The following is a 26846-nucleotide window of genomic DNA, read 5'->3' on the forward strand; positions in this document are numbered from 1 at the left end:
GGCGATGGTGCCCGCAAGACCGCCATCGCCGGCAAGCCGGCTCCTACAATTCATTCAACCACCAGCCGCCCCAACCGCTGCTTGAGCATGCGGTTCTCCGCCCGCAGTTGCTGGACTTCTTCGAGCAGGTCCAGCGCCAGGGCGACGCCCTCCCATTCCAGGTCAAGGTCGCGCCGCAGCTTGGCGGCGCGCTTGGCCAGGGTCAGCTCGTAGTCGTTGAAAACCCAGTCCCCGGGCTGAGCGCCCTGAGGTTCGAGGATGCCGTGTTCGACGATTTCGATCACGTAGACGTCCGACAGCTCGGCCGCCTCACAGAATTCTGCCATGTCCAGTTGAACGATCAGGGGACTGCTCATAGTCAGTGACTCCTTGGTTCTAAGGGATCAAAAATGCTCACGCGGATCGAACGCGGCTTTTTTCGCCAGTTCCTGCCACAGGGCCTTGATGTCATCGTCCGACTTCTTCGGCATCACGGCCTTCAGTTGCACGAACAGGTAGCCGCGCTCACCGGCCTTGTTCATCAGCCCATGGCCCTTGGCGCGCATGCGCTGGCCGTTCTGGCTGCCGGCCGGCACCTTGAGGTTGATCTTGCCGGTCAGGGTCGGCACGGCGACCTCGGCGCCCAGCGCCAACTCCCACGGTGCCAATGGCAAGGTGATGATCAGGTTCTCGCCTTCGACGTCGAATTTCGGGTGCGGTGCGAAACGGATCGTCAGGTACAGGTCGCCATTGGCCCCGCCACCCACACCCGGAGCGCCCTGGCCCTTGAGGCGAATGCGCTCGCCGTCGGTCACGCCGGCGGGGATCTTCACGTTCAGGCTTTTGCTGGTGTTGCTCACATGCTGCCCGGCCGCGTTGTACTGCGGCACCTGGAAGGTGACCTTCTTCGATTCGGTCGACAGTGTTTCTTCGAGAAAAACCCCGAGCTCCATTTCCACGTCCTGCCCTCGACGCCCGGTGCTGCGACGCGACTGTTCTCCACCACCAAAGCCTGGCCCACGGTTGCCGAATATCGAACTGAAAAAGTCCGAGAAATCGCCCGTGTCCTGGCCGCCACCACCGAAACCGCCACGGCTCTGCCAGCCCGGCGGCCCCTGGAACGGCTGGCCATGCTGGCCATAGCGGCGCAAATCATCGTACTCGGCGCGCTTGTCGGCGCTTTTCAGCGCTTCATAGGCTTCCGAGGCGTCCTTGAACCTGGACTCGGCGTCCTTTTCCTTGCTGACATCGGGGTGGTATTTGCGCGCCAGCTTGCGATAAGCGGCCTTGATCGCCTTGTCGTCTGCGGTCGGTTCCACACCGAGAATCTTGTAATAGTCTTTGAAGTCCATCGCGGGAATCACCATCCGTTATCAAGTCGCGCCACAGGCCACAGCATGCGCTTGTTTGCAGCCATTGGTCTTGCCGATCTCAAGTTTGTGACCGGGCGGCGCAGCAGAAGTTTATCGGCAGCAGGCGGGGCTTCTTGCGAGCACTCCCGCGGCTGTCCGGTTGATGCAGGGTAGTTTGGGGAGGATGTGCCATCTTTCAAGGCATTGCCTGCGAAGAATTAGCAGATAACCGGCCTTCGAATCTGGCGCGCACTGACATACACTGCGCGGCCGTTTTTTAACCGGAACCTGAAAGACATGAACAACGCATCTCCAGCCCGTGCCGTGGGTATCGACTTTGGCACGTCCAACTCCACTGTCGGCTGGCTGCGCCCCGGCGTGGAAACGCTGATCGCGCTGGAGGACGACAAGATCACCCTGCCGTCGGTGGTCTTCTTCAATATCGAAGAGCGCCGCCCGGTGTACGGCCGGCTGGCGCTGCACGAGTACCTGGAAGGCTACGAAGGTCGCCTGATGCGCTCGCTCAAGAGCCTGCTGGGTTCCAAGCTGATCAAGCACGACACCAGCGTCCTGGGCACGGCGATGCCGTTCAAGGACCTGCTCGGGCTGTTCATCGGCCAGCTCAAGAACCGCGCCGAAGCCGCCGCCGGTCGGGAATTCGAAGAAGTGGTGCTGGGCCGCCCGGTGTTCTTTGTCGATGACGATCCGATGGCCGACAAGGAAGCCGAAGACACCCTGGTCGACGTGGCGCGCAAGATCGGCTTCAAGGAAGTCTCCTTCCAGTTCGAACCGATCGCCGCGGCATTCGACTACGAGTCGACCATCGAGAAAGAAGAGCTGGTACTGATCGTCGACATCGGCGGTGGTACCTCCGACTTCTCCCTGGTGCGCCTGTCGCCAGAGCGTCGTGGCCTGGATAACCGCCAGGACGACATCCTCGCCACCGGCGGCGTGCACATCGGCGGGACCGACTTCGACAAACAGTTGAGCTTGCAAGGCCTGATGCCCCTGTTCGGCTACGGCAGCCGGATGAAGAGCGGCGCCTACATGCCCACCAGCCACCACATGAACCTGGCCACCTGGCACACGATCAACTCGGTGTACTCGCAGAAATCCCAGCTGGCCCTGGGCAGCATGCGCTACGACATCGAAGACACCGGCGGTATCGATCGCCTGTTCAAGCTGATCGAGCAGCGCGCCGGCCACTGGCTGGCGATGGAAGTGGAAGAAACCAAGATCCAGCTGACCCACGCCGACAACCGCCATGTGCCGCTGGACCGCATTGAAGCGGGCCTGAGCGTGGACTTGAGCCGTGCGCTGTTCGAGTCGGCCATCGACAACCTGCTCGAGCGGGTGCGCAACAGCGTCACCCAATTGCTGACAGACGCCGATGTACGGGTCGATCAGGTCGATACGGTGTTCTTTACCGGTGGTTCGAGCGGGATTCCGGCGCTGCGCAACAGCGTCTCGGCGATGCTGCCGAATGCGCGGCATGTGGAAGGGAACATCTTTGGCAGTATCGGCAGCGGTCTGGCGATCGAGGCTGCCAAGCGCTACGGCTCGATGGACTGATCCAGAACCGAGGTGCCTTCATCGCGGGCAAGCCACGCTCCCACAGGTCATGCGCTGTCCCTGTGGGAGCGAGCTTGCTCGCGATGGGGGCCTGCCAGGCAACAGATGCCTATCAAACCATCCCCACCTGCTTCAACTCACTCTTCAGGTACGCGTAGTAAATCGGCCCCGCCACCACCCCCGGCAGGCCGAACGCTGCCTCGAACACCAGCATCGCCAGCAGCAACTCCCACGACTTGGCACTGATCTGCCCGCCGACGATGCGCGCGTTGAGGAAGTATTCGAGCTTGTGGATGAAAATCAGGTAACCGAGCGCCGCCATGGCCACCCAGATCGACAGCGACATACCGACGATGGTGATCAGGGTATTGGACATCAGGTTGCCGATTACCGGCAGCAGGCCGAGCAGGAATGTCAGCACGATCAGGGTTTTGGTCAGCGGCAGCTTGATGCCGAACATCGGCAGGATCACCGCCAGGAAAATCCCGGTGAAAAACGTGTTGAGCAGGGAGATCTTGATCTGCGCGAACACGATGTTGCGAAACGCCTGGACCAGCAGGTGCAGGCGATCGAACAATGCGGCGGCCAGCGGTTTGCGTTTGGTCAGGTCGGGCACACGCTGCAAGGCAATGATCGCGCCCAGCACCATGCCGATCAGCAACGTCACGAACATGTGCGCTGCGTCCTTGCCCACCAGTTGCAAATCGCTGAGGTGCTTGCTGACCCATTCGCCGATCGCCACGCGAAACTCGGCTGCACTCGCCGGCAGATAGGCGTCGATGAACGGTGGCAACTGCCCGCGTGCGCGGTCGACCACGCCCATGAACTTGTCGAGGGAAGCGCCGGGGTTTTCCGCTTCGTGCAGCAGGAAGCTGATGGCGCCGGCAAAGATCAGCGACAGCACGCTGACAATCAGAGTCCCCAGCAAGGCCACTGCCAGCCAGCGCGCACGTCGCCCCTCGATCAGTCGCTGCAGTTGCGGAGTGAGCATGTTGACCAGTTCGAACACCAGCAACCCGGCGAGCAGGCTGGGCAGCAACCGCAGCGGCAGGACCAGCAGCAGCCCGCCAAAAATGATGACCCAGCTGATGACCAGCAAGACTTGACGCTGAGAAAACGTTGGCATACAGCCTCAACAACGAACGGCATAAAAAGGATTGGCAGTCTGCCAGCGATCCGGTGCGAGCACTAGGGATTGTGTGGGGCGACCTGTAGGAGCTGGCTTGTCGGGTCGCCGCATCGCAGCGATGGGCTCACCACGGTGTCCTGATACTCCGCGTCATCTTCATCGCCGGCAAGCCGGCTCCTACAGGTGCTGATTATTTTTTCTTCAGGCAGTCACTCATGAACGCCTTGCGCTCGTCACCCTTGAGGGCCTTGGTAGCGGCGTCGGCGTTGCAGGTCTTCATCTTCTCTTGCTGTGGGGTCAAGACCTTGCCGGCATCGTTTGCCGCCGGAGTGGCTTTCAGGCAGGTGCTCATGAAGGCTTTGCGCTCGTCGCCCTTGAGGCTTTTGGCCGTGGCGTCGGCGTTGCAGGTAGTCATCTTCTCTTGCTGGGCCGTGTTGGCGGCAAAGCCCTGGGAACAGAGCAGCAAACCGATCATCAACAAAGGGACGCGCATTAACTTCATGGAGTTTTCTCCTGGTCGCCACACCGAGGGGTACGGCCTTGCATTGGAGTGTAGACAACCCCTGTTACACCTTCCTGTTCTCCAGGTGACTGCGTCGATATTGCTCCGGCGTGCACCCGGCCTGGCGCTGGAACATCGCGATAAACGCCGAGCCGGTGCTATAGCCCATGTCGAAGGCGATTTCCTGAATGCTGCGCTGGCTGTCCAGCGCTTCGATCGCCGCCAGAAACCGCAGACGCTGGCGCCACTCGCCGAAACTCATGCCCAGCTCCCGCACGAACTGCCGCGCCAGGGTGCGTTCACTGACATGGATGCGTGCGGCCCATTGCGACAGGGGCCGGTTATCCCCGGGCTCGGCCTGCAACGCCTCCAGGATCCCCAGCAGTCCGGGGCTGCGGGCGTAGGGCAGATAGCACTCGTGCACCGGAGCCTGTTGCAGCTGGTCCACCAATACCTGGGCCAGACGCTGGTCGGCAACCTGCTCGGGGATTTTCACGTCGCGGGCGGCGAAGTCCTTGAGGATCGCCTTGAGGATGTCGCTGATGGCCAGGGTGCAGGCGCGCGATGGCAGATCGGCGCAGACCTTGGGTGCCAGGCAGACGGCGCGGTAGTTGACCGGCTGGTGGCTATAGAAACTATGCTCGATCTGCGGCGGCACCCACACCGCGTATTGCGGTGGCGACATGAAGCGACTGCCCTCGACGTCCATGTGCAGCACGCCGTGGGCGGCGTATTCCAGCGTCCCCCAGGGATGTCGATGGGGCGCGGCATATTCGTGGGCGTCGAAATCGGCGTAGCGGAAGTACACCGCCGAAGGCAGTTCGCTGAATTCCAGCAGGTCGATGTGTTTATTGCTCATGCTGTCCGTCATCAGGGGCCGGTTGTCTGGATCGAAGTATAGGCTTGCATCCAGACAAGCGGATAATTGCCCTTCATTAACGTTCTGGTTTTTCCCGATGCAATACGCTTATCCCCTGCTGGCCATTTTCATCTGGGCCGGCAACACCGTGATCACCAAAATGTCGGCCGGGGCGATCTTCCCCGCCGAGATCGGTTTCTACCGCTGGCTGCTGGCCGGGTTGCTGTTCACGCCCTTCATGCTCAAACCGGTGCTCGCCCATTGGCCACTGATCCGCCCGAACCTGGGCAAGGTGTTTGTCCTCGGCGTTCTCGGCATGGCGGTCTATCAAAGCCTGGCGTACTTCGCCGCCAGCCTGACCTCGGCCACCAACATGGGCATCATCCTGTCGCTGATGCCGCTGATGTCGCTCGCCATGGCGATCATCAGCCTCGGCCAGCGTCTGACCATGGGCGCGCTGGCCGGTGCGGTGCTGTCCTTCACCGGTGTCCTGGTGGTGGTGTCGTCCGGCAGCCTTGGCGCGTTGCTCGAACACGGGGTCAACCTGGGCGATGCGATGATGCTGATCGCCACCCTGGCCTACGCGGTCTACAGCACCCTGTTGAAGAAATGGCAGCTGAAACTGCCGCCGCTGGTGCTCCTGTATCTGCAAGTGCTGGTGGCGGTGGTGGTGCTGTTTCCACTGTTCCTCGCGTCACCGAAAGTCGGCCCGACCCTGCACAACATTCCGCTGGTGTTGTACGCCTGCCTGCTGGCTTCGATGGTCGCGCCACTGGCGTGGATGCAGGCCGTGGTGCGTCTGGGGCCAAGTCGGACCACGCAGTTCTTCAATCTGCTGCCGTTGATTACTGCGCTGATTGCGGCGGTGGTGCTGCATGAACAATTGGCGATGTATCACCTGGTGGGTGGGGTACTGACCCTGGGCGGGGTGATTGTTTCCGAGCGCTGGACGACGGTGTTGGGTCGTAAGGTCAATGTTGCCTGATCCGGCGCCTTCGCGAGCAGGCTCGCTCCCACAGTGGATCGCATTCCATTGTGGGAGCGTGGCTTGCCCGCGATGAACGATAACGCGGTCTAAAGCCCTGCCGCGTTCAGTCGCGCCGCATGCTCGACAAACAACCGGATCGGCTCGGCCCCCTTGCCCACCAGCCCCAGCGATTGGTTGACGATGTCGAAGTGATCCAGCGGATACTCATCGCCAATCACCGTGCCCAGATGCGAACTGTAGCGCCCGACCATGCCGTCGCAATGCCCGGCTTCACGGACGAAGGATCTGGCGAACAGCCGGCAACTGCGGTTGGTGCCGTCCAGCAGATTGCGCCCACGATCGGTAATGCCCGGTTGCAAGGTGCCGGACCAGGAGTAATAGCGCACGCCATTGACCTCTTCCGGCCCGTGACCGCCCCAGGTTTCAGGCAAGCCCTGTGGATAACGCTGGTTGAACAGCGCCACGCCGGCGGTGGTGAGGGAGTGGTGTGACGCATGGATATCCACCGGCAGCTTCGGCCCGCGGTAACCGGTATCCAGCCATCCCATCAGCGCGCCGATCACCCGCAGCAAAAAGCTCAGCAGACGACCACGCACGCTGTCATGGGGATAATGCTCGTGCAGGTAATCGGCGAGCTCCGAGCCGTGATTCGGCCCCGCCACCGACGTGACCGAAGCGATCAGGTCCGGGCGCTTGGCCGCCGCATAACGGGCGGTCAGCGAGCCCTGGCTATGGCCGATCAGGTTGACCTTGGCGGCCCCGGTCTGCCGCAGGATTTCGTCGATACGCGCCAGCAGTTGCTCGCCGCGCACTTCGTTCGAATTGAGCGGCGAGACCTGCACGGCGAACACCACCGCACCGCAGTGGCGCAGCGCCTCGACGATCCCGTACCAGTATGGATAAAGCACCAACCGGATGAACCCGAGCATTCCGGGGACCAGCACCAGCGGGTAACGCGGGGCAGAACCTTGCGACATGGGCGGACATCCTTGTGGTCGGGTGGTGACGCAAGGCGGCATGCAAGACATCCGCCAAGCATCGCCAGTGAAGATGACAAGTCTATGTCATCCACCCTACTTCAACCCCGCCACCCCCGCGACGATCAGCCCGACCGATACCAGTTTGATCACGCTGAGGCTTTCACCCAACAGCGCGAATCCGAGAAACACCGTGCCCAGCGAACCGATGGCGGTCCAGATCGGGTACGCGATGCTCACCGGCAACTCGCGCATGGCCAGGGTCAGGAAGTAGATCCCGCCCACTGCGGCCACCACCGTGATCAACGAAGGCCAGGGCCGGGTGAAGCCCTCGGCGTACTTCATGCCCATGGCGAAGGTCACTTCGAATCCGGCGGCGACCAGCAGAAACAGCCAGGCCATCTAGAACTCCCCGGCCAGCGCCAGCAAGCGCTGCTCGGCCTCGGCGGAGGATATTTCGAAGGTGCGCTCGGCGGACTCCTCACCCTCGGCAGCCACCACGGTGACATCCGTGATGCCGATGAACCCGAGCACCGTGCGCAGTAGCTTGTCGGCATGGTTCATCGCTTCCAGTTCACCTCCCGGGCCGAAACCGAAGCCGCCACGACTGGTGATGATCAGGGCTTTTTTACCCTGCACCAACGGTTGGTGCTGGGCCACGCCATTGTCCAGGGTGTGATCGAAGGTCACCCCGACCCGGACGATCTGATCGATCCAGGCCTTGAGGCCACTCGGCACGCTGAAATTGTGCATCGGCGTGGAAATCAGCAACACATCGTGGCCGAGCAGTTCGCCGACCAGTTCGTCGCTGAGCGCCAGGTCCGCCTGCATCGACAGTGGCCGAGCGTCGGGCTGCGGGTAGAACGCGGCGGCCACGAAGGCCTCGTTCACGGGCGGAATCAGCGCCCGACCGACTTCGCGCCGGGTCAACTGCGAGTGTGGATGACGGGCCTGCCAAGCCGACAGAAACACTTCCGCCAAACGCCGGGAGTGCGAACGGTCACCACGGGGGCTGGCATGAACGGCAAGAATTTTACTCATCTGTCTCTCCTCAGGGCTAGACTTAAACGGCTTGTGGCTTGCAGCTTGAAGCTCACAGCTGCTCTTATTCAAATGAGTAGAAATCAGTTTGGATGAATTGATTTCATCCATGGAGTGTTCAATGTTCGCCTCGCTGCCTCTGACCGCCCTGCGCGCCTTCGAATCCGCCTCACGCCTGTTGAGCTTCAAGGCCGCCGCCGAAGAACTGTCCGTCACGCCGACCGCGGTGTCCCATCAGATCCGCTCCCTGGAGAGTTGGCTCGGCGTGCCTTTGTTCGAGCGGCTGCCCCGCCAGGTGCGCCTGACTGATTGCGGCGAACGGCTGTTCCAGAGCCTGCACGGGGCCTTCCTCGAAGTGGCGCAAAGTGTCGATACCCTGCGCCCGCAACGCAGCAGCGCGAACTTGACGGTCTCCACCACCGCCGCCTTCGCCGCGCTGTGGCTGGTGCCACGGCTGGGACGTTTCTACGCCCGGCACCCGAACATCAGCGTGCGCCTCGATACCCATTGCGAAGTCATCGACCTGCATCAGGACGCCAGTGTCGATCTGGTGCTGCGCTACAGCCTCGACAATTACCCCAACCTGTATGGCCAGTGCCTGTTCGATGAGTCCTTCGGTGTCTACGGCTCCCCCGAGCAAGTGGCCCTGGCGTCGAGTCGCACACCGGTGCTGATCAGCGTGCGCTGGCACAATTCCAAGCTCTATGCCCACGGCTGGGAGGCCTGGTGCGCGCGATCCGGTGAAACATGGCTGAACGGCCAGCCCGCCGTGCGTGAATACGACGAAGAACACTACGCCCTGCAAGCCGCGATTGCCGGGCAGGGCCTGGTGTTGGCAAGCAATATTCTTGTGTCGGAGAGCGTGGCCAGTGGCCTGTTGTTGCCATACCGCAGGGACATCCAGGTCGATGGCGCCGGCTACAGCGCACTGTGCGTACCGGGGCGCGAGCGGCATCCGCCGGTTCGAGCGTTTTTTGCGTGGTTGCAGGAGGAGACTCAATTATCCCGCCTATTTCAAAGATAGGAACCTTCGACAACTAAGCAGAGAGTGTACTTATAAAAAACCTCTGCGCCGCCCCCGCAACTCAAACTTCTAGAGACGCCCTCAACTTTAAACCTCATTACACACCGCAGCCCTGCAAGCCAGAATACAAACCAACCAAAACATTAAAAGTAACAACATCAAAATAGACTTTATCTTTATTCAGCTTAATCTTGAGCCGCGACCAAACGATCACCAAAACTCGTTAGAAAGGATTCTATATGAACATTGAACAACGCTTGGAATTTATCAATACGCTCCCCCCTCTTAAACCAGAAGCCATTCGATCTCTTTTATCTCTCAATGAAACACCCACACCTCCACACGATAACAATGGCCCAAATGGATTTGTAACTCCCGACAGTGTGAACATATTTCTCCCGGGGTTCTCTGAAAGCCTCATATCAGATGTCAACCTCTGCAAACTGGTTATGCAGAATGCAGCCGACATAGAGTACCCGGATACCACACAACAGTTTGAATGGTATAAATACTACACAAAAGGATTAAGTGATCTGGGCTGGGTAATTCAAGCCAAAAATCTTCAGGACGTGACTATCAAGGGCATAAACCTGACAATGGACCAAGTCGCCATAGATGTAATAAAAGGACTAATTGGCAACAATGCAAACTTACTGACAAACCTCGCAAAACAAGCCATCACCGCCATCCAGGGTGATGAAAAATTGACCACGTTATTTGAATCAAATAAAAAGCTTGGAAAACAATCAAAGTTCGACATTGCCCCGGCATGGCTTGATAGCAACGGGCAAGCGAATATGGTTTTGAACACCATCGCACTGGACAATCAGGAAAGTACAACAAGCTTCCTGTTCTGGAAGACCACCAAACAATCCACCACCATAAAATCAGGAGCAATGCACACTTATCTGGACAACGCCATTTTTGACGGCTTGCGCGGAGAGCTACGCGAAGTCTTTTTGAACGACGCTAAATCGAAGATCAGGAAGCTCCCAAAACTAAAACCGGCCTAATGCCACATACAGGCCATGTTAAAGTCGACGAAACTTGTCGACTTTAACAATCGAATATATCTGGAGTCCAAAATGCCCACCTCCAATTTAGACCTCTACATTGTCAGCGGCAATATTGTTATTTTTTCTGGAGAGCACTCCGAAAAATTCAAAAATGACATTTTACATTCAAGCCTCACCGGCCATTTAGTAGCCGACACTAATAGCACCAACAGCGATGAGGTGTGGTCCACCTATACAAAAACTGTCGCAGACCTGAGCTGGGTGACCTGCAGCTTAGATCAAACCAACACTCGCTCCAGCGAAGAAAGTTTGTACACTATCTCGCTGCAAGCTTATGGCGATGTACTTTCAGAGAACGATCGACAAACACTTGACCATGCGTTTTCCGTACTGAAGGAGCAGCCCAAGGATTCGCCATCAATATTGGCCCTAACTACCCGCTTTAACGCTCACACAACTACAAGCTACCAGGATAACAAAAAAGGCGACACTTCAGAAAAAAAGACGAGCACTGGCATCCTATTGACCTTTATCAACCACGAAAAAACCGTGCACACACTGAGAATTACTATCGAGAGCGGTCAATATCTCGATATCGGCATTTTGAACAACCCTGTGCTCGATACAACCAACAAAGATGACTTTAATACCTGGCTATTATCCAGCACTTTTGACGAGTCCACGTACGAAGACCTCAGAGTTGACGTTGACGCATATCTCGATAACAGTATTACTGCCGAAATAATTCGAATCCAAGATTCTCGGTAATTTTTTGGCACCGACAAAAAGAAACCTTATACAGGCAGCACAGCACTTCGAGATACTTAGTGAAGTGCTGTAGGATCATAGAATTGGCGTCAGTACTCCACAGTCTTCGGCGCCTTGCCCGCCTTCATCTGCTCCAACAATGGCGCACATTGATTCGGCTCGCCCCCACTCGGAGCCACCAGCGCCAGCAACCCTGCCGCTGGTGCGGCGATCACGCCCAGCGCCACCATCCCGGCGCCGCGCAGTATCAGCGGCACGGCCTTGACCCCGGCATCGGGCTTGATGAACTTGCCGCGCACATACAGCGGCGAGCGCAATGAAATCAGGCGCCAGCCCTTGGATTCCGGGGTGATGGTCAGGTCCAGTTGTTCGGTCGCCATGTTCGCGGTGCCGTCGATGTAGACGATGGCGTTCTCGGTGTCGAACACAAACAGGCGAGTAGTTGCCAGGCCGGACTGGATACCGAAGTCGGCCGCCGCGCAGTTGATCTTCACTTCCTTGTCGCCAAAGATCTTGCCGACCACATAGTTGCCGACGTTCAGCCCCGCCAGTTCCATCAGTTCGCGACTGATGGCGCCATCGTTGATGATCATCTTCAAATTGCCATTGGCGCTGCCCAGCAGCTTGGCCACCGAGTTGCCGCGTCCGGTGATATCCGCGTCGCCATTGAGTTCGCCAAAACTGGTTTTCATCGGCTCAAAACCGGGGAACAGCTGTTTGAGCTTGAAACCTCGCGCCGTGAGCCTGGCCTTGCCTTCCAGGGGATCGGTATGGCCATTCAGGCGAATCTGCGCATCCAGCTTGCCGCCGGCCACGCCGAAGCGCAGCGGCTCGAGGCTGAGCACGCCATCGGTGAGCACCAGATGGGTATAAAGGTCGTTGAACGGCAGTTTTTCACTGTGCACGATGCGCTTGCCGGTGAACTCGACATCGGCGTCCATATCGCGCCAGCGATCGGTCTTGAACTCTTCGACCGGCAGCACTTTGTCCGTCGGTTGTTTACTTTCACCACCACGGGCCTTCTGCTCGGCGTTGGAGTCGGCGCCAATCAGCGGCGCGAGGTCCGCGAACAGCAATTGATTGGACAGCAATGAGCCGCTGAGTTTTGGCCGTGGCTGACTGGCCACATAAGTCAGATTGCCGTGGATGTCGCTCTCGCCGATCTTGCCGTTGAAGTCTTCATAGCGAAACTGCGCGCCACCGGTGTCATGCAGCTTGGCGACCAGGTGGCCGTCGGTGGCATAGGGGGGTGTATCCGGCAGGATCACGCCGGTCAGCGGGTAGAGGTTGCCCAGGCTGGTGCCGGCCAGTTTCAGGCGCAGGTCCAGAGCGCCGAGATTCAGCGGATCAGTCAGGGTGCCCGCCAGTTCGACGCTGGAATCAGCGATCTTCACCTGGGCCTGAAGCGGAAACGGCCGCGCCGAGTCCTGCAGCGCCAACAGCCCGCCAATCTTGCCCTGGCCCGCAAGTTTCTGGCCGTGGTACTGGCCGTTGACCTTGAGGGCGAACGCGTAATCCTGGGGGGACGAGCCCTTTTCCTGCGCGGTTTTCGCCGCTTTGTCGCCGACGATGTCGCTGAACGGAATCGGCTTGCCCAACGGATCGATCAGCACATCGAGTTGAGTCTTCAGGTTCTGGTCGTCGAGCATGACGCGGCCCTTGTCGAAACCGATCGCGCCGATATCCACCACCCAGCTGGAAGGCTCGGCGTTCGGATCTTTCGGGTCGAACTTGAACGTCCAGTTGGCGCGCCCGTCCGCCAGGCGTTGCAGCCGGGCATTCGGTTCGGTGAGGTCGATACGCGGAATCACCACCCGCTGCGCCAGCAATGCCAAGGGTGAAATACGCAGTTCTACCCGCTTGAGGGTGACCATCTGCGGCTGTTTCGACCAGTCCGGGTTGCCCAGGCTGAGATCCTCGGCCACCACGTGGGGCCACGGCACCCAGGCGCGCCAGCCGCTTTCATCGGGCTCGGACTGCCAGACCACCGACAGATTGCCGTTGATGGCAAAAGCACGGTGCAACTCTTCGGAAACTTTGGCATTGAGCGGCGGTTTGATCCGGTTCCAGTCGAAGAACACGAGGATCAATACCAGCACCACCAGCAAGGTCAGAAAAGTGGAAAGGGTCCAGACAAACGTCTTTTGGGTGCGCGTCATTGCACAGGGCTCCTGATACGACTGAGCGCCCCGACTGCGGCGCACATGTGAAACGGTGAACCGGAAGCGGCTCGCCATGAAGTCTACGACTGATAAAAACACGGCAGGTTTAATCGAAAGACCGATTTCGCCGAATTCAGCCAGTCCAATACTGACCCATCAGTCATCCAGCGTTACCGGCCCCGCACTTTTGCATGGCACAGGTGAGTCGAAAATACCCAAACCGGTGCAAGACAACTCGCCGGAAACGCCCGATCTAGAGCCTGCGCAGCAAACAATCAATTCCGTTGATTATTACCATTGCGTTTATGAACTTTTATATCGACTTATCGAGAGTAGCATTGTCCTCGTACCCACTTTTTCGCCCCCCCAAGGAGCAAACAATCATGAAACGCCAATTACTGCTTAGCCTTACCCTCTCAATGCTGGCCAGCACCGCTTTTGCACTGCCTGCCGCTGACCAGGCGACTCCTCAAGTGAAAGACAGCCGCTCCGTGTTCAGCCAGACCATCGCCGCCGATGGTTCCGACCGCACTCCTCAAGGCCAGACCCTTGCCGAAGGCGGTAACGATCGCCTGAAAGAAAAAGGCCTAATCACTCAGGATGGCTCGGACCGTACTCCACAAGGTCAGACCCTGGCTGCTGACGGTTCCGACCGCACCCCACAAGGTCAGACCCTCGCTGCCGACGGTTCCGACCGCACCCCACAAGGCCAGACCCTGGCTGCCGACGGTTCGGATCGCACGCCACAAGGTCAGACCCTCGCTGAAGGCGGTGGTGACCGTGTGATCGAACGCAACAGCGCCCTGAGCTAAGCCCCATGGCCGCCCAGAAAAAAAGCCCAATCCCCGGATTGGGCTTTTGACTTTCCAGCGGTCCGCTTGATCGATATCACATTTCCCCGCTTGATCCCCCACAGGCGTTCGACGCCGGCAAAGCCGATTTGCTAGAGTGCGCCGCGTCCCGTCCAGAAAAACACCCTTGCGATGCTGCCCCGCGCCGAACAGAAACAACAAACCCGTAACGCCCTGATGGACGCTGCCCGGCGCCTGATGGACGGCGGCCGAGGATTCGGCAGCCTGAGCCTGCGTGAAGTCGCGAAAACCGCCGGTATCGTACCGACCGGTTTCTACCGTCATTTCGCCGATATGGATGAACTGGGCCTGGTGCTGGTCAGCGAAGTCGGCCAGACCTTCCGCGAAACCATTCGCCTGGTACGACACAACGAATTCGTGATGGGCGGCATCATCGATGCCTCGGTGCGGATCTTTCTCGACGTGGTCAGTGCCAACCGTTCGCAGTTCCTGTTTCTCGCCCGCGAGCAATACGGCGGTTCGCTGCCGGTGCGCAAGGCCATCGGCCGCTTGCGTGAAGGCATCAGTTCGGACCTCGCGGCGGATTTGTCATTGATGCCCAAGCTGCAGCATCTGGGCATCGCCGACCTGAGCGTCATGGCGGACCTGATCGTCAAAAGCGTGTTCGCCACCCTGCCGGACATCATCGATCCGCCCGCCGAGGCCTTGCCCGAACACCTGACGCCCCAGGCTAAAATCACCCAGCAGTTGCGGTTTATCTTTATCGGCCTCAAACATTGGCAAGGGCTTGGCAGCACCGAATAAACCTGCGGGAGCTTCATCGCCTCAACTTGGTGCGCAAATCAAAAACAGCGCACCAACTTCATCCAAAACCCCTTCCCCTCGCAACTTATCCGACCCATCCCACAGCCATTTCCTACACATCGCGTCGATTGGCAAGCCCCTTGCTCTAGCCTGAGCAATGTCCATTGCTGGAGCCTTCCGATGCTGGTGATTCACCGCAGAATCGACCCTCAACCCGTTTGGGCCGCCGAACTGCACCTGACGTTCGAAGCCCGCAGCAAAAGCCGTTTGCGCTGTTTCAGTGCCGAGGGCGAAGACGTCGGAATGTTTTTGGAGCGCGGCCAGCCGCCGTTGTTTGACGGCGAATGCCTGCGAGCCGAAGACGGGCGGATCGTGCGTGTCTGCGCCCGTCCCGAACAATTGCTGCACGTGACCTGCGCCAACGCTTTCGAACTGACCCGTGCGGCCTATCACCTGGGCAACCGCCATGTCGCCCTGCAAGTTGGCGACGGCTGGTTGCGCCTGCTCGACGACTACGTGCTCAAGGCCATGCTCGAACAACTCGGTGCCGTTGCCGTGAACATCGAAGCGCCGTTCCAGCCGGAACACGGTGCCTATGGCGGCGGCCACCATCATTCGCGCCACGGTGATGAAGACTTCAACTACGCGCCGAAACTGCACCAGTTCGGCGTACGCCCATGAACCCGGCCTGGGCGCTGTTGCGCCTGGCCAGTCCGCAATTGCCGATTGGCGGCTACAGCTACTCCCAGGGGCTGGAAATGGCCGTGGATAACGGCCGCGTTCATGACCCCGACAGCGCCCGACGCTGGATCAGCGATCAACTGCTGTTGAACCTGGCGCGTTTCGAAGCGCCATTGCTGCTGGCTCATTGCGTGGCTGCAACGGCAGAAAACTGGGACGAACTGCTGCAACGCTGCGAAGAACACCGCGCCAGCCGCGAAACCCGCGAACTGCATCAGGAGAGCCGGCAGATGGGCTACTCGTTGCAGCAATTGCTCAATGGCTTGCCGGAACTCGACGCTCCTGCTCGCGCATTTCTCCAACAACGCGCCGAGCCCCATCTGGCCCTGGGTTGGGCGTTGGCCGCGCGCGCCTGGCAGATCAACCCGCAGGACGCCCTGGCCGCGTGGCTATGGAGCTGGCTGGAAAACCAGTTGGCGGTGTTGATGAAAACCTTGCCATTGGGCCAGCAAGCCGCCCAGCGCCTGACCAGCGAACTGTTGCCGCTGCTTCAACAAGCCCAACACAACGCCACGCAAATCGATCCCGACCATTACGGCAGCGCCGCTTTCGGCCTGTCCCTGGCGTGTATGGCCCATGAGCGCCAATACAGCCGTCTGTTCCGTTCCTAGGGCCCCTTGTTTTGGAGAATCACATGAACACACAACCCCTGCGCGTCGGCATCGGCGGCCCGGTCGGCTCCGGCAAAACCGCGCTGACCCTGGCCCTGTGCCTGGCCCTGCGCGAGCGCTACAACCTGGCCGTCGTCACCAACGACATCTACACCCGCGAAGACGCCGACTTTCTGGTGCGCAACCAAGCCCTGGCGCCGGAACGCATCATCGGCGTGGAAACCGGCGGCTGCCCGCACACGGCCATCCGCGAAGACGCCTCGATCAACCTCGAGGCCGTGGATCAACTCAATCGCCGTTTTCCGGGGCTGGATTTGATCCTGGTGGAGTCCGGTGGCGACAACCTCTCCGCGACCTTCAGCCCGGAACTGTCCGACCTGACCATCTACGTGATCGACGTTTCGGCCGGCGACAAGCTGCCGCGCAAGGGCGGGCCGGGGATCTGCAAGTCCGACCTGCTGGTGATCAACAAGATCGACCTCGCGCCTCTGGTAGGGGCGTCGCTGACGCTGATGGACAGTGACACCACGCGCATGCGCAACGGCAAGCCGTTCGTGTTCAGCAACCAGAAAACCGGCCAGGGTCTGGAACAGATCATCGCCTTCATCGAACGCCAGGGTTTGCTGACCGCGGCCTGATCACGATTTCAACAAGGAAGCTTACCCATGACACTCAAACGCATTCTCGGCGCCCTGGCCCTGCTGCTGACGCCGGCCCTCGCCTTCGCCCATCCGGGGCACGGCGACAATGGCTTGGTCGCTGGTATCAGCCATCCGATCGGTGGTCTCGATCATTTGCTGGCGATGCTCGCGGTCGGTCTGTGGGCGGCGCAACAGCAAGGTGCTGCACGTTGGGCGCTGCCGTGCACGTTCGTTGGCACCATGTTGATCGGCGGGATGTTGGGTTTTGAAGGGTTGAACCTGCCGGCGCTGGAAAGCGGGATTGCTGCTTCCGTCCTGGCTTTGGGCCTGGCGGTTGCGTTGGCAGTGCGTCCACCGTTGGTGTTGGCAGTGGGTGCGACGGCGTTGTTTGCGTTGTTCCATGGCGTGGCGCATGGTCTTGAGCTGCCGGCCATGTCGAGTCCATGGGCGTATGCCGCAGGGTTTGTCGCGGCGACAGCGGTGTTGCATGCGGCGGGTTATGTGCTGGTGCGGGTGTTGCCGCAGGCTGCAGCGCCGTTGGTTCGTCTGGCGGGTGCAGCCTCGGCGGCGACCGGGGTGTGGTTGCTGGCGGGCTAGTTCTCCAGTACCTGAACTGGCCTCATCGCGGGCAAGCCCGCTCCCACAGGGTTTCTGGTGTGAATGAAATCCATGCCACACAGCAAACTACTGTGGGAGCTGGCTTGCCAGCGATGGCGGCCGGACAAACACCACAACTCTCAGGCCTGCTAACATGTCGCGCAATCGCCCCTGCCGTGACGACGCCAGCCAATGCCGCCTGTTTCCCGCTCCGCTTCCCAGCCTCAATTGACCGCCCTGTTCACCTCGGTGCAACAGCACTTCCTGAACGTCATCGTGCCGCTCTGGCAAGGTCCGGGCTGGAATGCCGACATGGCGCTGCCCTATGAGGCGCTGGATGCCGAACACCGGCCGCTGCCACCGCAACGCTACCGGGCCATGGCCTGTGCACGGCAGTTGTACCTGTTCGCCAGCCTGATCGGTCAGGTGCCGGGCGCCGAAGAGCGCGCCGCCGCGTTGTTCCGCTCCTTGCAGCGACACTTCCACGACGCCGAGCATGGCGGCTGGTTCTACAGCGTCGATGCACAGGGCGCACCGCTGGATCAGCGCAAGGACCTCTATACCCACGCCTTCATCCTGTTCGCCTGCGCCCATTACTGGGACAAGGTCCGCGAGCCATTGGTCGAGTCGGTACTCAACGCCTCGCTGGAAGTGATTGCGCAGCGTTTCGCCACGGACGACGGTCTGTACGAAGCCACGCTCGACCGCGACTGGGCATCGCTGGGCAGCGGCCCGTTGCAAAACCCGTTGATGCACCTGGCCGAAGCGTTCCTCGCCACCCTGTCGGTGCGTGAAGACCTCGACGTGCAGCAGGCGCTCGTCGAGTTATGCACAGCCATGCACGCGCGCTTCATCGATCCGCAACGTGGCGTGTTGATGGAGAAGCCGTTGGGATCTGTGGACAACTGGTTCGAACCAGGCCATCAGTTCGAATGGTATTTCCTGCTGGAATCCTCGGCGCTGTTACGCCAGTCGACGCTGCATGCCGATCTGGAGCGGGCTTTCGCCTTTACCGAGCAAATGGGCGTCGATCAACAGACTGGCGCCGTGCGGGCGATGCTCGACTTCGCCGCGGATGGCAGCGTGCGGGACGCCACGCAGCGCATCTGGGCGCAGGCCGAATACCTGCGCGCACTGACGCTGCGACCGGACAGCGAAGCCGATGTTTTGCGCCAGTTGCAGGCGTTGCAGCAACGTTCGCTGCACGCAGGCGGGTGGTACGAATGCCGTGATGAGCACGGTGAAGTCAGCCGCCGCGACATGCCGTCGACCACGCCTTATCACCTGGCGACCTGTTACCGCGGGTTGGCGGAGTACCTCGACTGATGTCGAGGTGCACTCCCATCACTCAATCCACTTGCGATCCCCGGTAAAGCTGATGGTCAGCCATCGCGCAGCGTCCGGTTCGCCGAGCTTTGCGGATATTTCCTCGCGCAGGCTGTCCAGTTGCCCCACACCGTCCAGCCAGTAATCCTTCGGCAATACGATGTGAATCTCGATGAAGCAGGCCCTGCCGTGTTTCTGCACGTAGGAGATGTAATCGTCGAAACCATGCTCGACCTTCGCCACCTCCATCACCTGACGCACCTTGTCGTCCAACTGATCCGGGACGATCCCCAACACATCGCGCAAGGCCGGCCCGAGGATTTTGAACGCCGGAGGAAGCATGCCCAAGGCCAGCAGGATCAGAATCATCGGATCGACATACACCGCCCACTTGTCGTAACCCTGAGTCTTGAGCAGCAACGCGATGAGGAAACTCACCAGCAGCCCCGCCGACAGCATCGCGTCCACCAGCCAACTGATGTTGTCGAACCGGATCAGCGATGAATTGAGCGTGCGATTGCGATGGCGGACGTAGAAGAAATAAATGAACTCAACGACAGTGAAGAACGCCGCGTAGAAGATCACCAGACCGAGTTCAACCTCGCGGCCACCGCTGATGATGCCGAACACACCGTTGAGAAAGGCATAAATGGCGACCAGGAATATGAAACAGCCTTCGATCACCAGCACCATGGGCTCCAGATGCCAGGAACCGAACTGGAAGCGTTGATTGCTTTCCTTGGCGATCAGTCGGGCGGTGATCAGCATCAGCACCTTGATGAAAGCCGCGATCAACGAAAAAAAGCCATCAAACAGGATGGATTGAGCGCCCGACACAAACCCGGTGATGATCCCGGCGAATGTCACGGCGAGCATCAGGAAGGTCGATTGCTTGAGCAGCGACTGCTCGCCTCGATTACTCACTGGATCTCCTCTAATACCTCTAGACCGCCGGGTGTGGCGGGCTGCTTGAGGGAGGAGTCTAGCTGATGTCCTGCACCGGCTGCGCCGACGCCATCGCGAGCAAGCTCGCTCCCACAGTGGGTCAAGGTGCACACAAATTGTGTGGACGACACAAAATCCTGTGGGAGCGAGCTTGCTCGCGATTGGCCGTGACTCGGTCTTAAGACTTACGCTCGATAGCAAACCCGGCCCAGGTCTGGCTCACAGGCATCAGCTCCAGGCTGTTGATATTGATGTGCGCCGGCGCATTGAGCACCCAGAAGATGGTGTCAGCGATGTCCTGCGGCTGAATCGGCTCGGCGCCGGCGTAAGTGGCGTTGTAGCGCTCCTGGTCACCGGCAAAACGCACCAGCGAGAACTCGCTCTCGCACAGGCCCGGCTCGATGTTGCTGACCCGTACGCCCGTGCCTTGCAGGTCGCAGCGCAGGTTCAGGGAGAACTGTTTGACGAACGCCTTGGTCGCGCCATAGATGTGGCTGCCCGGGTACGGATAGTTGCCGGCGATGGAACCCAGGTTGACGATACCGGCCCCACGCCCATGGGCGATCAGGCGTGGCAACAGCAGGCGGGTGCTGTACATCAGGCCCTTGACGTTGGTATCGACCATGGTGTCCCAGTCGTCCAGGTCGCACTTGGGCGCAGGATCGACACCCAGGGCCAGCCCGGCGTTGTTGATCAGCCCGCGCAGCTTGGCAAAGGATGGCGGCAGATTGGCAATCGCCTCCTCCATGGCCTTGCGATCACGCACATCGAGCACCAGGCCATGGACTTCGGTCTGCTTCGACAGCTCGGCGCACAGCGCATTGAGGCGCTCTTCACGACGGCCTGTCAGCACCAGTTTCCAGCCGGCCTCGGCAAAACGACGGGCACAGGCTTCACCAAAACCGGAGGTCGCGCCGGTAATAAACAGGGTGTTGGACATCGTGTTCTCCTTGCTTCGGCTGATCGCCAGCCATTGGAATAGAAAATCAGCAGGCAGCATGCCCGGCCTTGCCCATAGCGGCAACCGCACTTTCTGTATAAAAAACAACCAATCCTCGCAAACCCTTTACCCGCTTGGCCTACAGCCATGTGCGCGCACGTTATCCACAGGCCGGTCCACAGTCTTTGGGGGCAAGTGGAAAAGCTGCAAGCCGCTATCCACAAGGCTTTGCGCGGTTTTTTGAAACTTTTTTGCTTGACCCTCGATAGCCTGCCGTGTAGCCCCTGGCGATTTTCATGACTGACGGGTCAAACCGACGATGGCGCCAAGCCAGTAACCACGGCCTTCAGCCGGGTCTTTCCAGAGTTTAACCACAGACTTATCCACAGGCTTGTCCACGCCGATTTCACTCACTTTCATCACCAATAAAAAGGTTGACAAAGCGTCCCTCAAGTTGCGCAAAAGCGCCTGATCAAAAAACAACCATCACTCTGCACGCCACGGGTTTAAAGGCCTGCAGCCAGCTACTCCCACGTTATTCACAGCCGGTTCCACAGCAAACGGGGACAAGTCAAAACCGTGACAAAACAATTATTTGCAGCGGCTTTATGTCGCGGTTCAGGAGCTTGGGAATATTGTTTTCCACAATTTCCTGTGGGAGCGAGCCTGCTCGCGATGGGCGTCAACGATAACGAGAACATTCTGGATAAATGCGTTGTCCTGGGGATCTTCGCGAGCAGGCTCGCTCCTACAGGGGATTTGCGGTGTTTGGGGGGATGTAAAAAAGCCCCGACGCTTGCGCACCGGGGCTTGTGTATAACCACTAAAACTCAGTGCCCGCCAAGATAGGCGTTACGCACATCCTCGTTGACCAGCAGTTCCTTGCCGCTACCGGTCATGCGGATTTCGCCGTTGACCATCACGTACGCCCGGTCCGACAACCGCAAGGCGTGGTTGGCGTTCTGCTCCACCAGGAAGATGGTCATGCCGGTCTTGGCCAGTTCCCGCAGGGTCGCGAAGATCTGTTTCACCACGATCGGCGCCAGGCCCAGGCTCGGCTCATCGAGCAGCAACAACTTCGGCCGGCTCATCAGGGCGCGGGCGATGGCGAGCATCTGCTGCTCGCCGCCGGACATGGTCATCGCCCGCTGGGTACGCCGCTCTTCGAGCCGCGGGAACAGCTCGAACATGCGCTGCATGTCCTCCTTGGCGTATTTGTCACCGATCGGGATGGTGCCCATCAGCAGGTTTTCCTCGACGGTCATGTCGGGGAACACCCGCCGCCCTTCCGGCGATTGCGCGATGCCGTTGGAGGCGATGTAGTGGGACGACTTGTGGGTAATGTCCACGCCCTGGTAGAGGATCTGCCCGTCCGCCGCCCTTGGCTGACCGAAGATCGACATCAACAGGGTCGACTTGCCGGCGCCGTTGGAGCCGATCAGGCTGACGGTTTCCCCTTCGTTGATGTGCAGCGAGACTTTCTTCAGGGCCTGGATCGGCCCGTAGAACACGTCCAGGTTCTTGAGTTCGAGGATGGGTTGGCTCATAGCACCACTTCCTCTTCATCGGCGCCCAGGTAGGCCGCAATCACTTTCGGGTCGTTGCGAATCGCATCGGGTCCGCCCTCGGCGATGACGATGCCGTGGTCCAGCACCACGATGTGGTCGGAAATACTCATCACCATGCCCATGTCGTGTTCGATCAGCACCACGGTCAGATCGTGCTCGTCGCGCAGCAGCCGGATCATCGCGCTCAGCGCTTCGGTTTCCTGAGGGTTGAGGCCGGCGGCCGGTTCGTCGAGGCAGATGATCTGCGGACGGGTGCACATGGCCCGGGCGATTTCCAGGCGGCGTTGCTGGCCGTAGGACAGCTCGCCAGCCAGGCGGTTGGCGCAGTCCACCAGGTCCACCACTTCCAGCCAGTAGAACGCGTGGTCGAGCGCATCGCTTTCGGCCTTGCGATAGCCCTTGGTATTGAGGATGCCGGCGAGCATGTTGCGGTTGACCCACATGTGCTGCGCCACCAACAGGTTTTCCAGCACCGACATTTCCTTGAACAGGCGAATGTTCTGGAACGTCCGCGCCAGCCCGGCACGGTTCACCAGGTGGGTGCCGCCGAACATCTTGTAGCGGAGCCGGCTGATGAAGCTTTTGGGCGAGACGAAATCGGTCGGTTTGAACGATTCGCCGAGCAACTTGATGACGTTGGTCTGCTCGCCACGCACATTGAGTTCGATCTTGCCGCCGGAGGCTTTGTAGAAACCGGTCAGGCAGTTGAACACCGTGGTCTTGCCGGCGCCATTGGGGCCGATAAGGGCGAAGATCGAGTTGCGCTTGACCTGCAGGCTGACGTCATTCAACGCCTTGATGCCGCCGAAGTGCATCATCAGCTTTTCGACACTGAGTACGACTTCGCTCATGGCGCTACTCCTTTACGCGGGGTCACACCGGTACGGCTGATCCGAATCAGGCCGCGCGGTCGCCAGATCATCATCAACACCATCAGGATGCCGAACAACAGCACGCGGTATTCGGCGAAACCACGCAGCAGCTCCGGGGCCACGGTCAATACGAAGGCCGCGATGACCACACCGATGGTCGAGCCCATGCCGCCGAGTACCACGATGGCGAGGATCAGGGCCGATTCGAAGAAGGTGAACGAGGTCGGGTTTACAAAACCCTGGTAGGTGGCGAAGAACACCCCGGCCAGACCGGCCGTCGAGGCACCGATGGTGAACGCCGAGAGCTTGACCAGCACGTGGTTCAGGCCCATGGAACGGCAGGCGATCTCGTCTTCACGCAGGGCTTCCCAGGCGCGGCCTACAGGCATGCGGGTCAGGCGATGCTTGATGTACAGCACGGCCAGTACCACCAGGAACAGCACCGCGTAGATGAAGTAGTACTTCACGTCCGGGTTGTAGGTGAGGCCAAAGAACTCATGGAAGGGCACGCCACCATCCTTCGCTCGCTTGCCGAATTCCAGGCCGAAGAAGGTCGGCAGCGGTGCCGGCATGCCGTTCGGGCCGCCAGTCAGCGACAACCAGTTGTTGAGGATCAGGCGGATGATTTCACCGAAGCCCAGGGTCACGATCGCCAGATAGTCACCGTGCAGTCGCAGCACCGGGAAACCGAGGATGCAACCGGCCAGGCCGGCGGTGATCGCCGCCAGCGGCAGCACCGTCCAGAAACCCAGGCCCAGGTATTGATAACCGAGCGCCAGACCGTAGGCACCGATGGCGTAGAACGCCACGTAACCGAGGTCGAGCAGGCCGGCCAGGCCGACCACGATGTTCAGCCCAAGCCCCAGCAGCACATAGATCAGCCCGAGGATGACCACGCCCAACAGGTAGGAGTTGGAGAAAAACGGGAACACCACGGCGATCACGATGACCAGCGGGATGATCCAGCGCAGCCGCGACTTGTAGTCGGGCGCCAGCACATGCACGCCGGAGCCTGTCGATTCAAAGCCTTCGAGGATTTTCAGGCCCTTGGGTGTCTGCAGGAACATGCTCAAGGCAAAGCGGCCGGCCATGACGATCGCCACGATCCACGCCACCCGGGTGGTTTCCAGGTTGAAGCCATAGCCATCGAGAACGACGCCGACAATCGGCCCGAACACAATCAGGGCAATGAGGCCGGCAAGAATCGCGTCAACCAGACTTTTTTTGATATCAATGGTTTTTTTAGTGGTTGAAGACATCGCTTACACCTTCGACACAAGAGGACGGCCGAGCAGGCCTTGAGGCCGAAAGACCAGAACGAGGACCAGCAGCGAGAAGCTGAAAACGTCTTTGTAGTCCGAGTTCACCAGACCGGAAAACAGCGACTCGGAAATGCCGAGAATGATCCCGCCGAGCATCGCGCCGGGCAGTGAGCCAATCCCGCCGAGCACCGCGGCGGTGAACGCCTTGATCCCGATGATGAAGCCGGCATAGAAGTCGAATGTGCCGTAGTTCATGGTGATCAGCACGCCGGCCAGGGCCGCCATCGCTGCACCGATGATGAACACGTAGGAAATCACCCGGTCGGTGTTGATCCCCAGGATCGAAGCCATCTTGCGGTCTTGCTGGGTTGCACGGCACATGCGGCCGAGCTTGGTGTACTTGATGATGTAGGTCAGCAGGCCCATCCCGACAAACGCGGCGATCAGGATGAAGACCTTGGTGTAGGTCAGCTGAACGAAACCGGTACCGATCTCAACGCGCCAGGCACCCGTAAGCAAAGTCGGAACGCCTTGTTGCTTCGCGCCCTGGGCGATCTGTGCGTAGTTTTGCAGGATCAGGGAAATACCGATGGCGCTGATCAGCGGTGCCAGGCGGGTGGAGTTACGCAGGGGTTTGTAGGCGACACGCTCGATCACCCAGCCATACACCGCCGTGACGACGATGGTGAAGATCAGTGTGCCAAGCATCAGCAGCGGGAAAGATTCGATACCGAAGTAAGCCAGCAGAGCCAGACTGATCGCCGCGAGGTAAGCGGAGATCATGTAAACCTCGCCGTGGGCGAAGTTGATCATGCCGATGATGCCATAGACCATTGTGTAGCCGATGGCGATCAGGCCATAGACCGACCCGAGGGTCAGGCCATTGACCAGTTGCTGCAGGAAAATACCATCCATAACGCAATCTCACGCAATGAGAACCTGCACATGTGGCTGTGCGGTTCTTCTAAGGAAAATACAGATATACGTCGGAGCAATGTCAGTCACGATCAGGCCGCCCCCCTGTAGGAGCTGGCTTGCCAGCGATAGCGGTGTATCAGCCAACATGGATGTCGACTGATCTGGCGCCATCGCGGGCAAGCCCGCTCCCACAAGGGAACTGTGGGGTTCAGCCGATCGGGTCAGCCCTTACTTCTGTTTTTCCAGCTGGTGGTATTTGCCGTCCTTGTCCCACTGGTAAACCACGTAGTCGGAGATTTTCAGGTCGCCCTTGCTGTCCCAGGTCTTCTCGCCCATGACGGTCTTGACCGGGTTTTTCTTCAGCCATGCCGCCGCGTCTTCGCCCTTGTTGGACTTGGCGCCGTTGAAAGCTGCAGCCAGGGTCTGCACCGAAGCGTAGGCGTACAGGGTGTAGCCTTCAGGTTCGGTACCGGCCTTGCGGAAGGCGTCTACCACAGCCTTGCTGTCTGGCAGCAGGCGTGGGTCGGCGCCGAAGGTCATCAGCACGCCGTCAACGAATTGCGGACCGCCAGCGGTGGTCACCAGTTCGTCGGTCACGATGCCGTCGTCGGACATGAACTTGACGTCCTTGAGGCCTTGCTCACGCAGTTGGCGCACCAGAGGACCGGCTTCCGGGTGCAGACCACCGAAGTAGACGACGTCAGCGCCGGCACCGCGGATCTTGGTCACGATGGTGCTGAAGTCTTTCTCGCCACGGGTCAGGCCTTCATACAGCACAGGCGTTACACCGCGCTTGACCAGTTGAGCCTTGGTGGCATCCGCCAGGCCTTGGCCGTAGGTGTCCTTGTCGTGCAGCACGACCACTTTCTTGCCCTTGAGCACGTCGACGATGTAGTCGCCGGCCACGATGCCTTGCTGGTCGTCACGCCCGCACATACGGAACATGGCGCTCAGGCCGCGCTCGGTAACGGCCGGGTTGGTGGAGCCCGGGGTGATGGCGATGATGCCCGCTTCGTCATAGATCTCGGAGGCCGGGATGGTCGACGAGGAGCAGAAGTGACCGACCACGCCGGCGACTTTCTGGTTGGTCAGGTCCTTGGCGACCGTCACGGCCTGCTTCGGTTCGCAGGCGTCATCGCCCTTGACCAGGACGATTTTTTCCCCGTTCACGCCGCCCGACGCGTTGACCGCATCGGCCGCCGCCTGTGCACCCTTCATGTACTGTTCGCCAAATGCCGCGTTGGCGCCGGTCATTGGTCCCGCTACGCCGATCTTGATGTCAGCCTGAGCAAACGCAGAAACACCCAACACAGTTGCCACTGCGAGGGCCAGAAAACCTTTCTTGTAAAACGTCTGGGACATGAGGTGGTGCTCCATGGTTTTTTTAATTGGCACTGCGACTTCACTGAATGCTCAGAGCAAGGGCCGTGCCATCGGTTT

General features: G+C 59.7%; 29 protein-coding genes. 12 read left to right on the forward strand and 17 right to left on the reverse strand.

Features of this window, described 5'->3' with window-relative positions; translation table 11 throughout:
• Window positions 1-50: 50 nt before the first annotated feature.
• Both EI969_RS27500 and EI969_RS27505 read right to left on the reverse strand, forming a co-directional pair.
• The gene (locus tag EI969_RS27500) at window positions 51-356 is read right to left on the reverse strand and encodes a chaperone modulator CbpM (RefSeq protein WP_160390480.1); all 306 of its coding nucleotides are present in this window, start codon (window positions 354-356) and stop codon (window positions 51-53) included.
• 27 nt (window positions 357-383) lie between these two features.
• Window positions 384-1331, reverse strand: coding sequence for a DnaJ C-terminal domain-containing protein (locus EI969_RS27505; protein WP_160390481.1), 948 nt, complete (start codon window positions 1329-1331; stop codon window positions 384-386).
• A 297-nt stretch (window positions 1332-1628) separates the two neighbouring features.
• Here EI969_RS27505 and EI969_RS27510 point away from each other — a divergent pair, with 297 nt between their 5' ends.
• Window positions 1629-2903: an Hsp70 family protein gene (locus EI969_RS27510; RefSeq protein ID WP_160390482.1), complete on the forward strand. Its 1275-nt coding sequence runs from the start codon at window positions 1629-1631 to the stop codon at window positions 2901-2903.
• A gap of 112 nt (window positions 2904-3015) precedes the next feature.
• On the opposite strand, the gene EI969_RS27515 is transcribed toward EI969_RS27510, so the two are convergent.
• From EI969_RS27515 to EI969_RS27525, 3 genes are all read right to left on the reverse strand, one after another.
• Complete coding sequence (locus tag EI969_RS27515; protein WP_160390483.1) at window positions 3016-4029, reverse strand: AI-2E family transporter; 1014 nt, start codon at window positions 4027-4029, stop codon at window positions 3016-3018.
• A 193-nt stretch (window positions 4030-4222) separates the two neighbouring features.
• Window positions 4223-4534, reverse strand: a complete 312-nt coding sequence (locus EI969_RS27520; protein ID WP_160390484.1) for a PsiF family protein — start codon at window positions 4532-4534, stop codon at window positions 4223-4225.
• 64 nt (window positions 4535-4598) lie between these two features.
• On the reverse strand, window positions 4599-5393 hold the full coding sequence (locus tag EI969_RS27525; protein WP_160390485.1) for a helix-turn-helix transcriptional regulator: 795 nt from the start codon (window positions 5391-5393) through the stop codon (window positions 4599-4601).
• A 97-nt stretch (window positions 5394-5490) separates the two neighbouring features.
• Here EI969_RS27525 and EI969_RS27530 point away from each other — a divergent pair, with 97 nt between their 5' ends.
• Window positions 5491-6378, forward strand: a complete 888-nt coding sequence (locus tag EI969_RS27530) for a DMT family transporter (RefSeq protein WP_160390486.1) — start codon at window positions 5491-5493, stop codon at window positions 6376-6378.
• A gap of 89 nt (window positions 6379-6467) precedes the next feature.
• Here the strand turns inward: EI969_RS27530 and EI969_RS27535 are convergent, their stop codons facing one another.
• From EI969_RS27535 to EI969_RS27545, 3 genes are all read right to left on the reverse strand, one after another.
• Entirely contained in the window at window positions 6468-7358 is an 891-nt protein-coding gene (locus EI969_RS27535; RefSeq protein WP_160390487.1) for a triacylglycerol lipase, read from the reverse strand.
• A 96-nt stretch (window positions 7359-7454) separates the two neighbouring features.
• Window positions 7455-7760, reverse strand: coding sequence for a multidrug efflux SMR transporter (locus EI969_RS27540; protein ID WP_160390488.1), 306 nt, complete (start codon window positions 7758-7760; stop codon window positions 7455-7457).
• Window positions 7761-8399, reverse strand: coding sequence for an FMN-dependent NADH-azoreductase (locus tag EI969_RS27545; protein WP_160390489.1), 639 nt, complete (start codon window positions 8397-8399; stop codon window positions 7761-7763).
• Window positions 8400-8508: 109 nt separating this feature from the next.
• On the opposite strand from EI969_RS27545, the gene EI969_RS27550 reads away from it, so the two are divergent.
• From EI969_RS27550 to EI969_RS27560, 3 genes are all read left to right on the forward strand, one after another.
• Window positions 8509-9423, forward strand: a complete 915-nt coding sequence (locus EI969_RS27550) for a LysR substrate-binding domain-containing protein (RefSeq protein ID WP_160390490.1) — start codon at window positions 8509-8511, stop codon at window positions 9421-9423.
• Window positions 9424-9662: 239 nt separating this feature from the next.
• Window positions 9663-10436 carry a hypothetical protein gene (locus tag EI969_RS27555; protein WP_178120859.1) on the forward strand — a complete coding sequence of 258 codons (774 nt, stop codon included), beginning with the start codon at window positions 9663-9665 and terminating at the stop codon, window positions 10434-10436.
• Between the two features lie 72 nt (window positions 10437-10508).
• Window positions 10509-11207, forward strand: coding sequence for a hypothetical protein (locus EI969_RS27560; RefSeq protein WP_160390491.1), 699 nt, complete (start codon window positions 10509-10511; stop codon window positions 11205-11207).
• 89 nt (window positions 11208-11296) lie between these two features.
• Here the strand turns inward: EI969_RS27560 and EI969_RS27565 are convergent, their stop codons facing one another.
• Complete coding sequence (locus EI969_RS27565; protein WP_160390492.1) at window positions 11297-13366, reverse strand: AsmA family protein; 2070 nt, start codon at window positions 13364-13366, stop codon at window positions 11297-11299.
• 386 nt (window positions 13367-13752) lie between these two features.
• Between EI969_RS27565 and EI969_RS27570 the strand changes: the two genes are divergently transcribed.
• From EI969_RS27570 to EI969_RS27600, 7 genes are all read left to right on the forward strand, one after another.
• Entirely contained in the window at window positions 13753-14181 is a 429-nt protein-coding gene (locus EI969_RS27570; RefSeq protein WP_160390493.1) for a hypothetical protein, read from the forward strand.
• A 171-nt stretch (window positions 14182-14352) separates the two neighbouring features.
• A complete protein-coding gene (locus tag EI969_RS27575; RefSeq protein WP_160390494.1) occupies window positions 14353-14985 on the forward strand; it encodes a TetR family transcriptional regulator in 633 nt (210 codons plus the stop codon).
• Window positions 14986-15165: 180 nt separating this feature from the next.
• On the forward strand, window positions 15166-15666 hold the full coding sequence (ureE, locus tag EI969_RS27580; RefSeq protein WP_160390495.1) for an urease accessory protein UreE: 501 nt from the start codon (window positions 15166-15168) through the stop codon (window positions 15664-15666).
• Entirely contained in the window at window positions 15663-16337 is a 675-nt protein-coding gene (locus EI969_RS27585) for an urease accessory protein UreF (protein WP_160390496.1), read from the forward strand. The genes ureE and EI969_RS27585 overlap by 4 nt, the downstream gene beginning before the upstream one ends.
• Window positions 16338-16360: 23 nt before the next feature.
• Window positions 16361-16975, forward strand: coding sequence for an urease accessory protein UreG (ureG, locus tag EI969_RS27590; RefSeq protein ID WP_160390497.1), 615 nt, complete (start codon window positions 16361-16363; stop codon window positions 16973-16975).
• Between the two features lie 27 nt (window positions 16976-17002).
• Complete coding sequence (locus EI969_RS27595; RefSeq protein WP_160390498.1) at window positions 17003-17575, forward strand: HupE/UreJ family protein; 573 nt, start codon at window positions 17003-17005, stop codon at window positions 17573-17575.
• Between the two features lie 192 nt (window positions 17576-17767).
• Window positions 17768-18901, forward strand: coding sequence for an AGE family epimerase/isomerase (locus EI969_RS27600; RefSeq protein WP_160390499.1), 1134 nt, complete (start codon window positions 17768-17770; stop codon window positions 18899-18901).
• Window positions 18902-18919: 18 nt separating this feature from the next.
• Here the strand turns inward: EI969_RS27600 and EI969_RS27605 are convergent, their stop codons facing one another.
• The 8 genes from EI969_RS27605 to EI969_RS27640 all read right to left on the reverse strand — a co-directional run bounded on the left by EI969_RS27605 (window position 18920) and on the right by EI969_RS27640 (window position 26768).
• On the reverse strand, window positions 18920-19825 hold the full coding sequence (locus EI969_RS27605) for a cation transporter (protein WP_160390500.1): 906 nt from the start codon (window positions 19823-19825) through the stop codon (window positions 18920-18922).
• A gap of 199 nt (window positions 19826-20024) precedes the next feature.
• A complete protein-coding gene (locus EI969_RS27610) occupies window positions 20025-20786 on the reverse strand; it encodes an SDR family oxidoreductase (protein ID WP_160390501.1) in 762 nt (253 codons plus the stop codon).
• A gap of 294 nt (window positions 20787-21080) precedes the next feature.
• Entirely contained in the window at window positions 21081-21269 is a 189-nt protein-coding gene (locus EI969_RS30695; RefSeq protein WP_256678374.1) for a hypothetical protein, read from the reverse strand.
• Window positions 21270-21616: 347 nt separating this feature from the next.
• Complete coding sequence (locus EI969_RS27620) at window positions 21617-22333, reverse strand: ABC transporter ATP-binding protein (RefSeq protein WP_160390502.1); 717 nt, start codon at window positions 22331-22333, stop codon at window positions 21617-21619.
• Entirely contained in the window at window positions 22330-23205 is an 876-nt protein-coding gene (locus EI969_RS27625) for an ABC transporter ATP-binding protein (RefSeq protein ID WP_160390503.1), read from the reverse strand. Before EI969_RS27625 ends, EI969_RS27620 begins: the two co-directional genes overlap by 4 nt.
• Complete coding sequence (livM, locus tag EI969_RS27630; RefSeq protein ID WP_110660053.1) at window positions 23202-24485, reverse strand: high-affinity branched-chain amino acid ABC transporter permease LivM; 1284 nt, start codon at window positions 24483-24485, stop codon at window positions 23202-23204. The genes EI969_RS27625 and livM overlap by 4 nt, the downstream gene beginning before the upstream one ends.
• Before the next feature lie 3 nt (window positions 24486-24488).
• On the reverse strand, window positions 24489-25403 hold the full coding sequence (locus EI969_RS27635) for a branched-chain amino acid ABC transporter permease LivH (protein WP_160390504.1): 915 nt from the start codon (window positions 25401-25403) through the stop codon (window positions 24489-24491).
• A 231-nt stretch (window positions 25404-25634) separates the two neighbouring features.
• Window positions 25635-26768 carry an ABC transporter substrate-binding protein gene (locus tag EI969_RS27640; RefSeq protein WP_160390505.1) on the reverse strand — a complete coding sequence of 378 codons (1134 nt, stop codon included), beginning with the start codon at window positions 26766-26768 and terminating at the stop codon, window positions 25635-25637.
• Window positions 26769-26846: the final 78 nt, after the last annotated feature.

This window comes from Pseudomonas sp. PB101 (assembly GCF_009764265.1).
Classification (GTDB): domain Bacteria; phylum Pseudomonadota; class Gammaproteobacteria; order Pseudomonadales; family Pseudomonadaceae; genus Aquipseudomonas.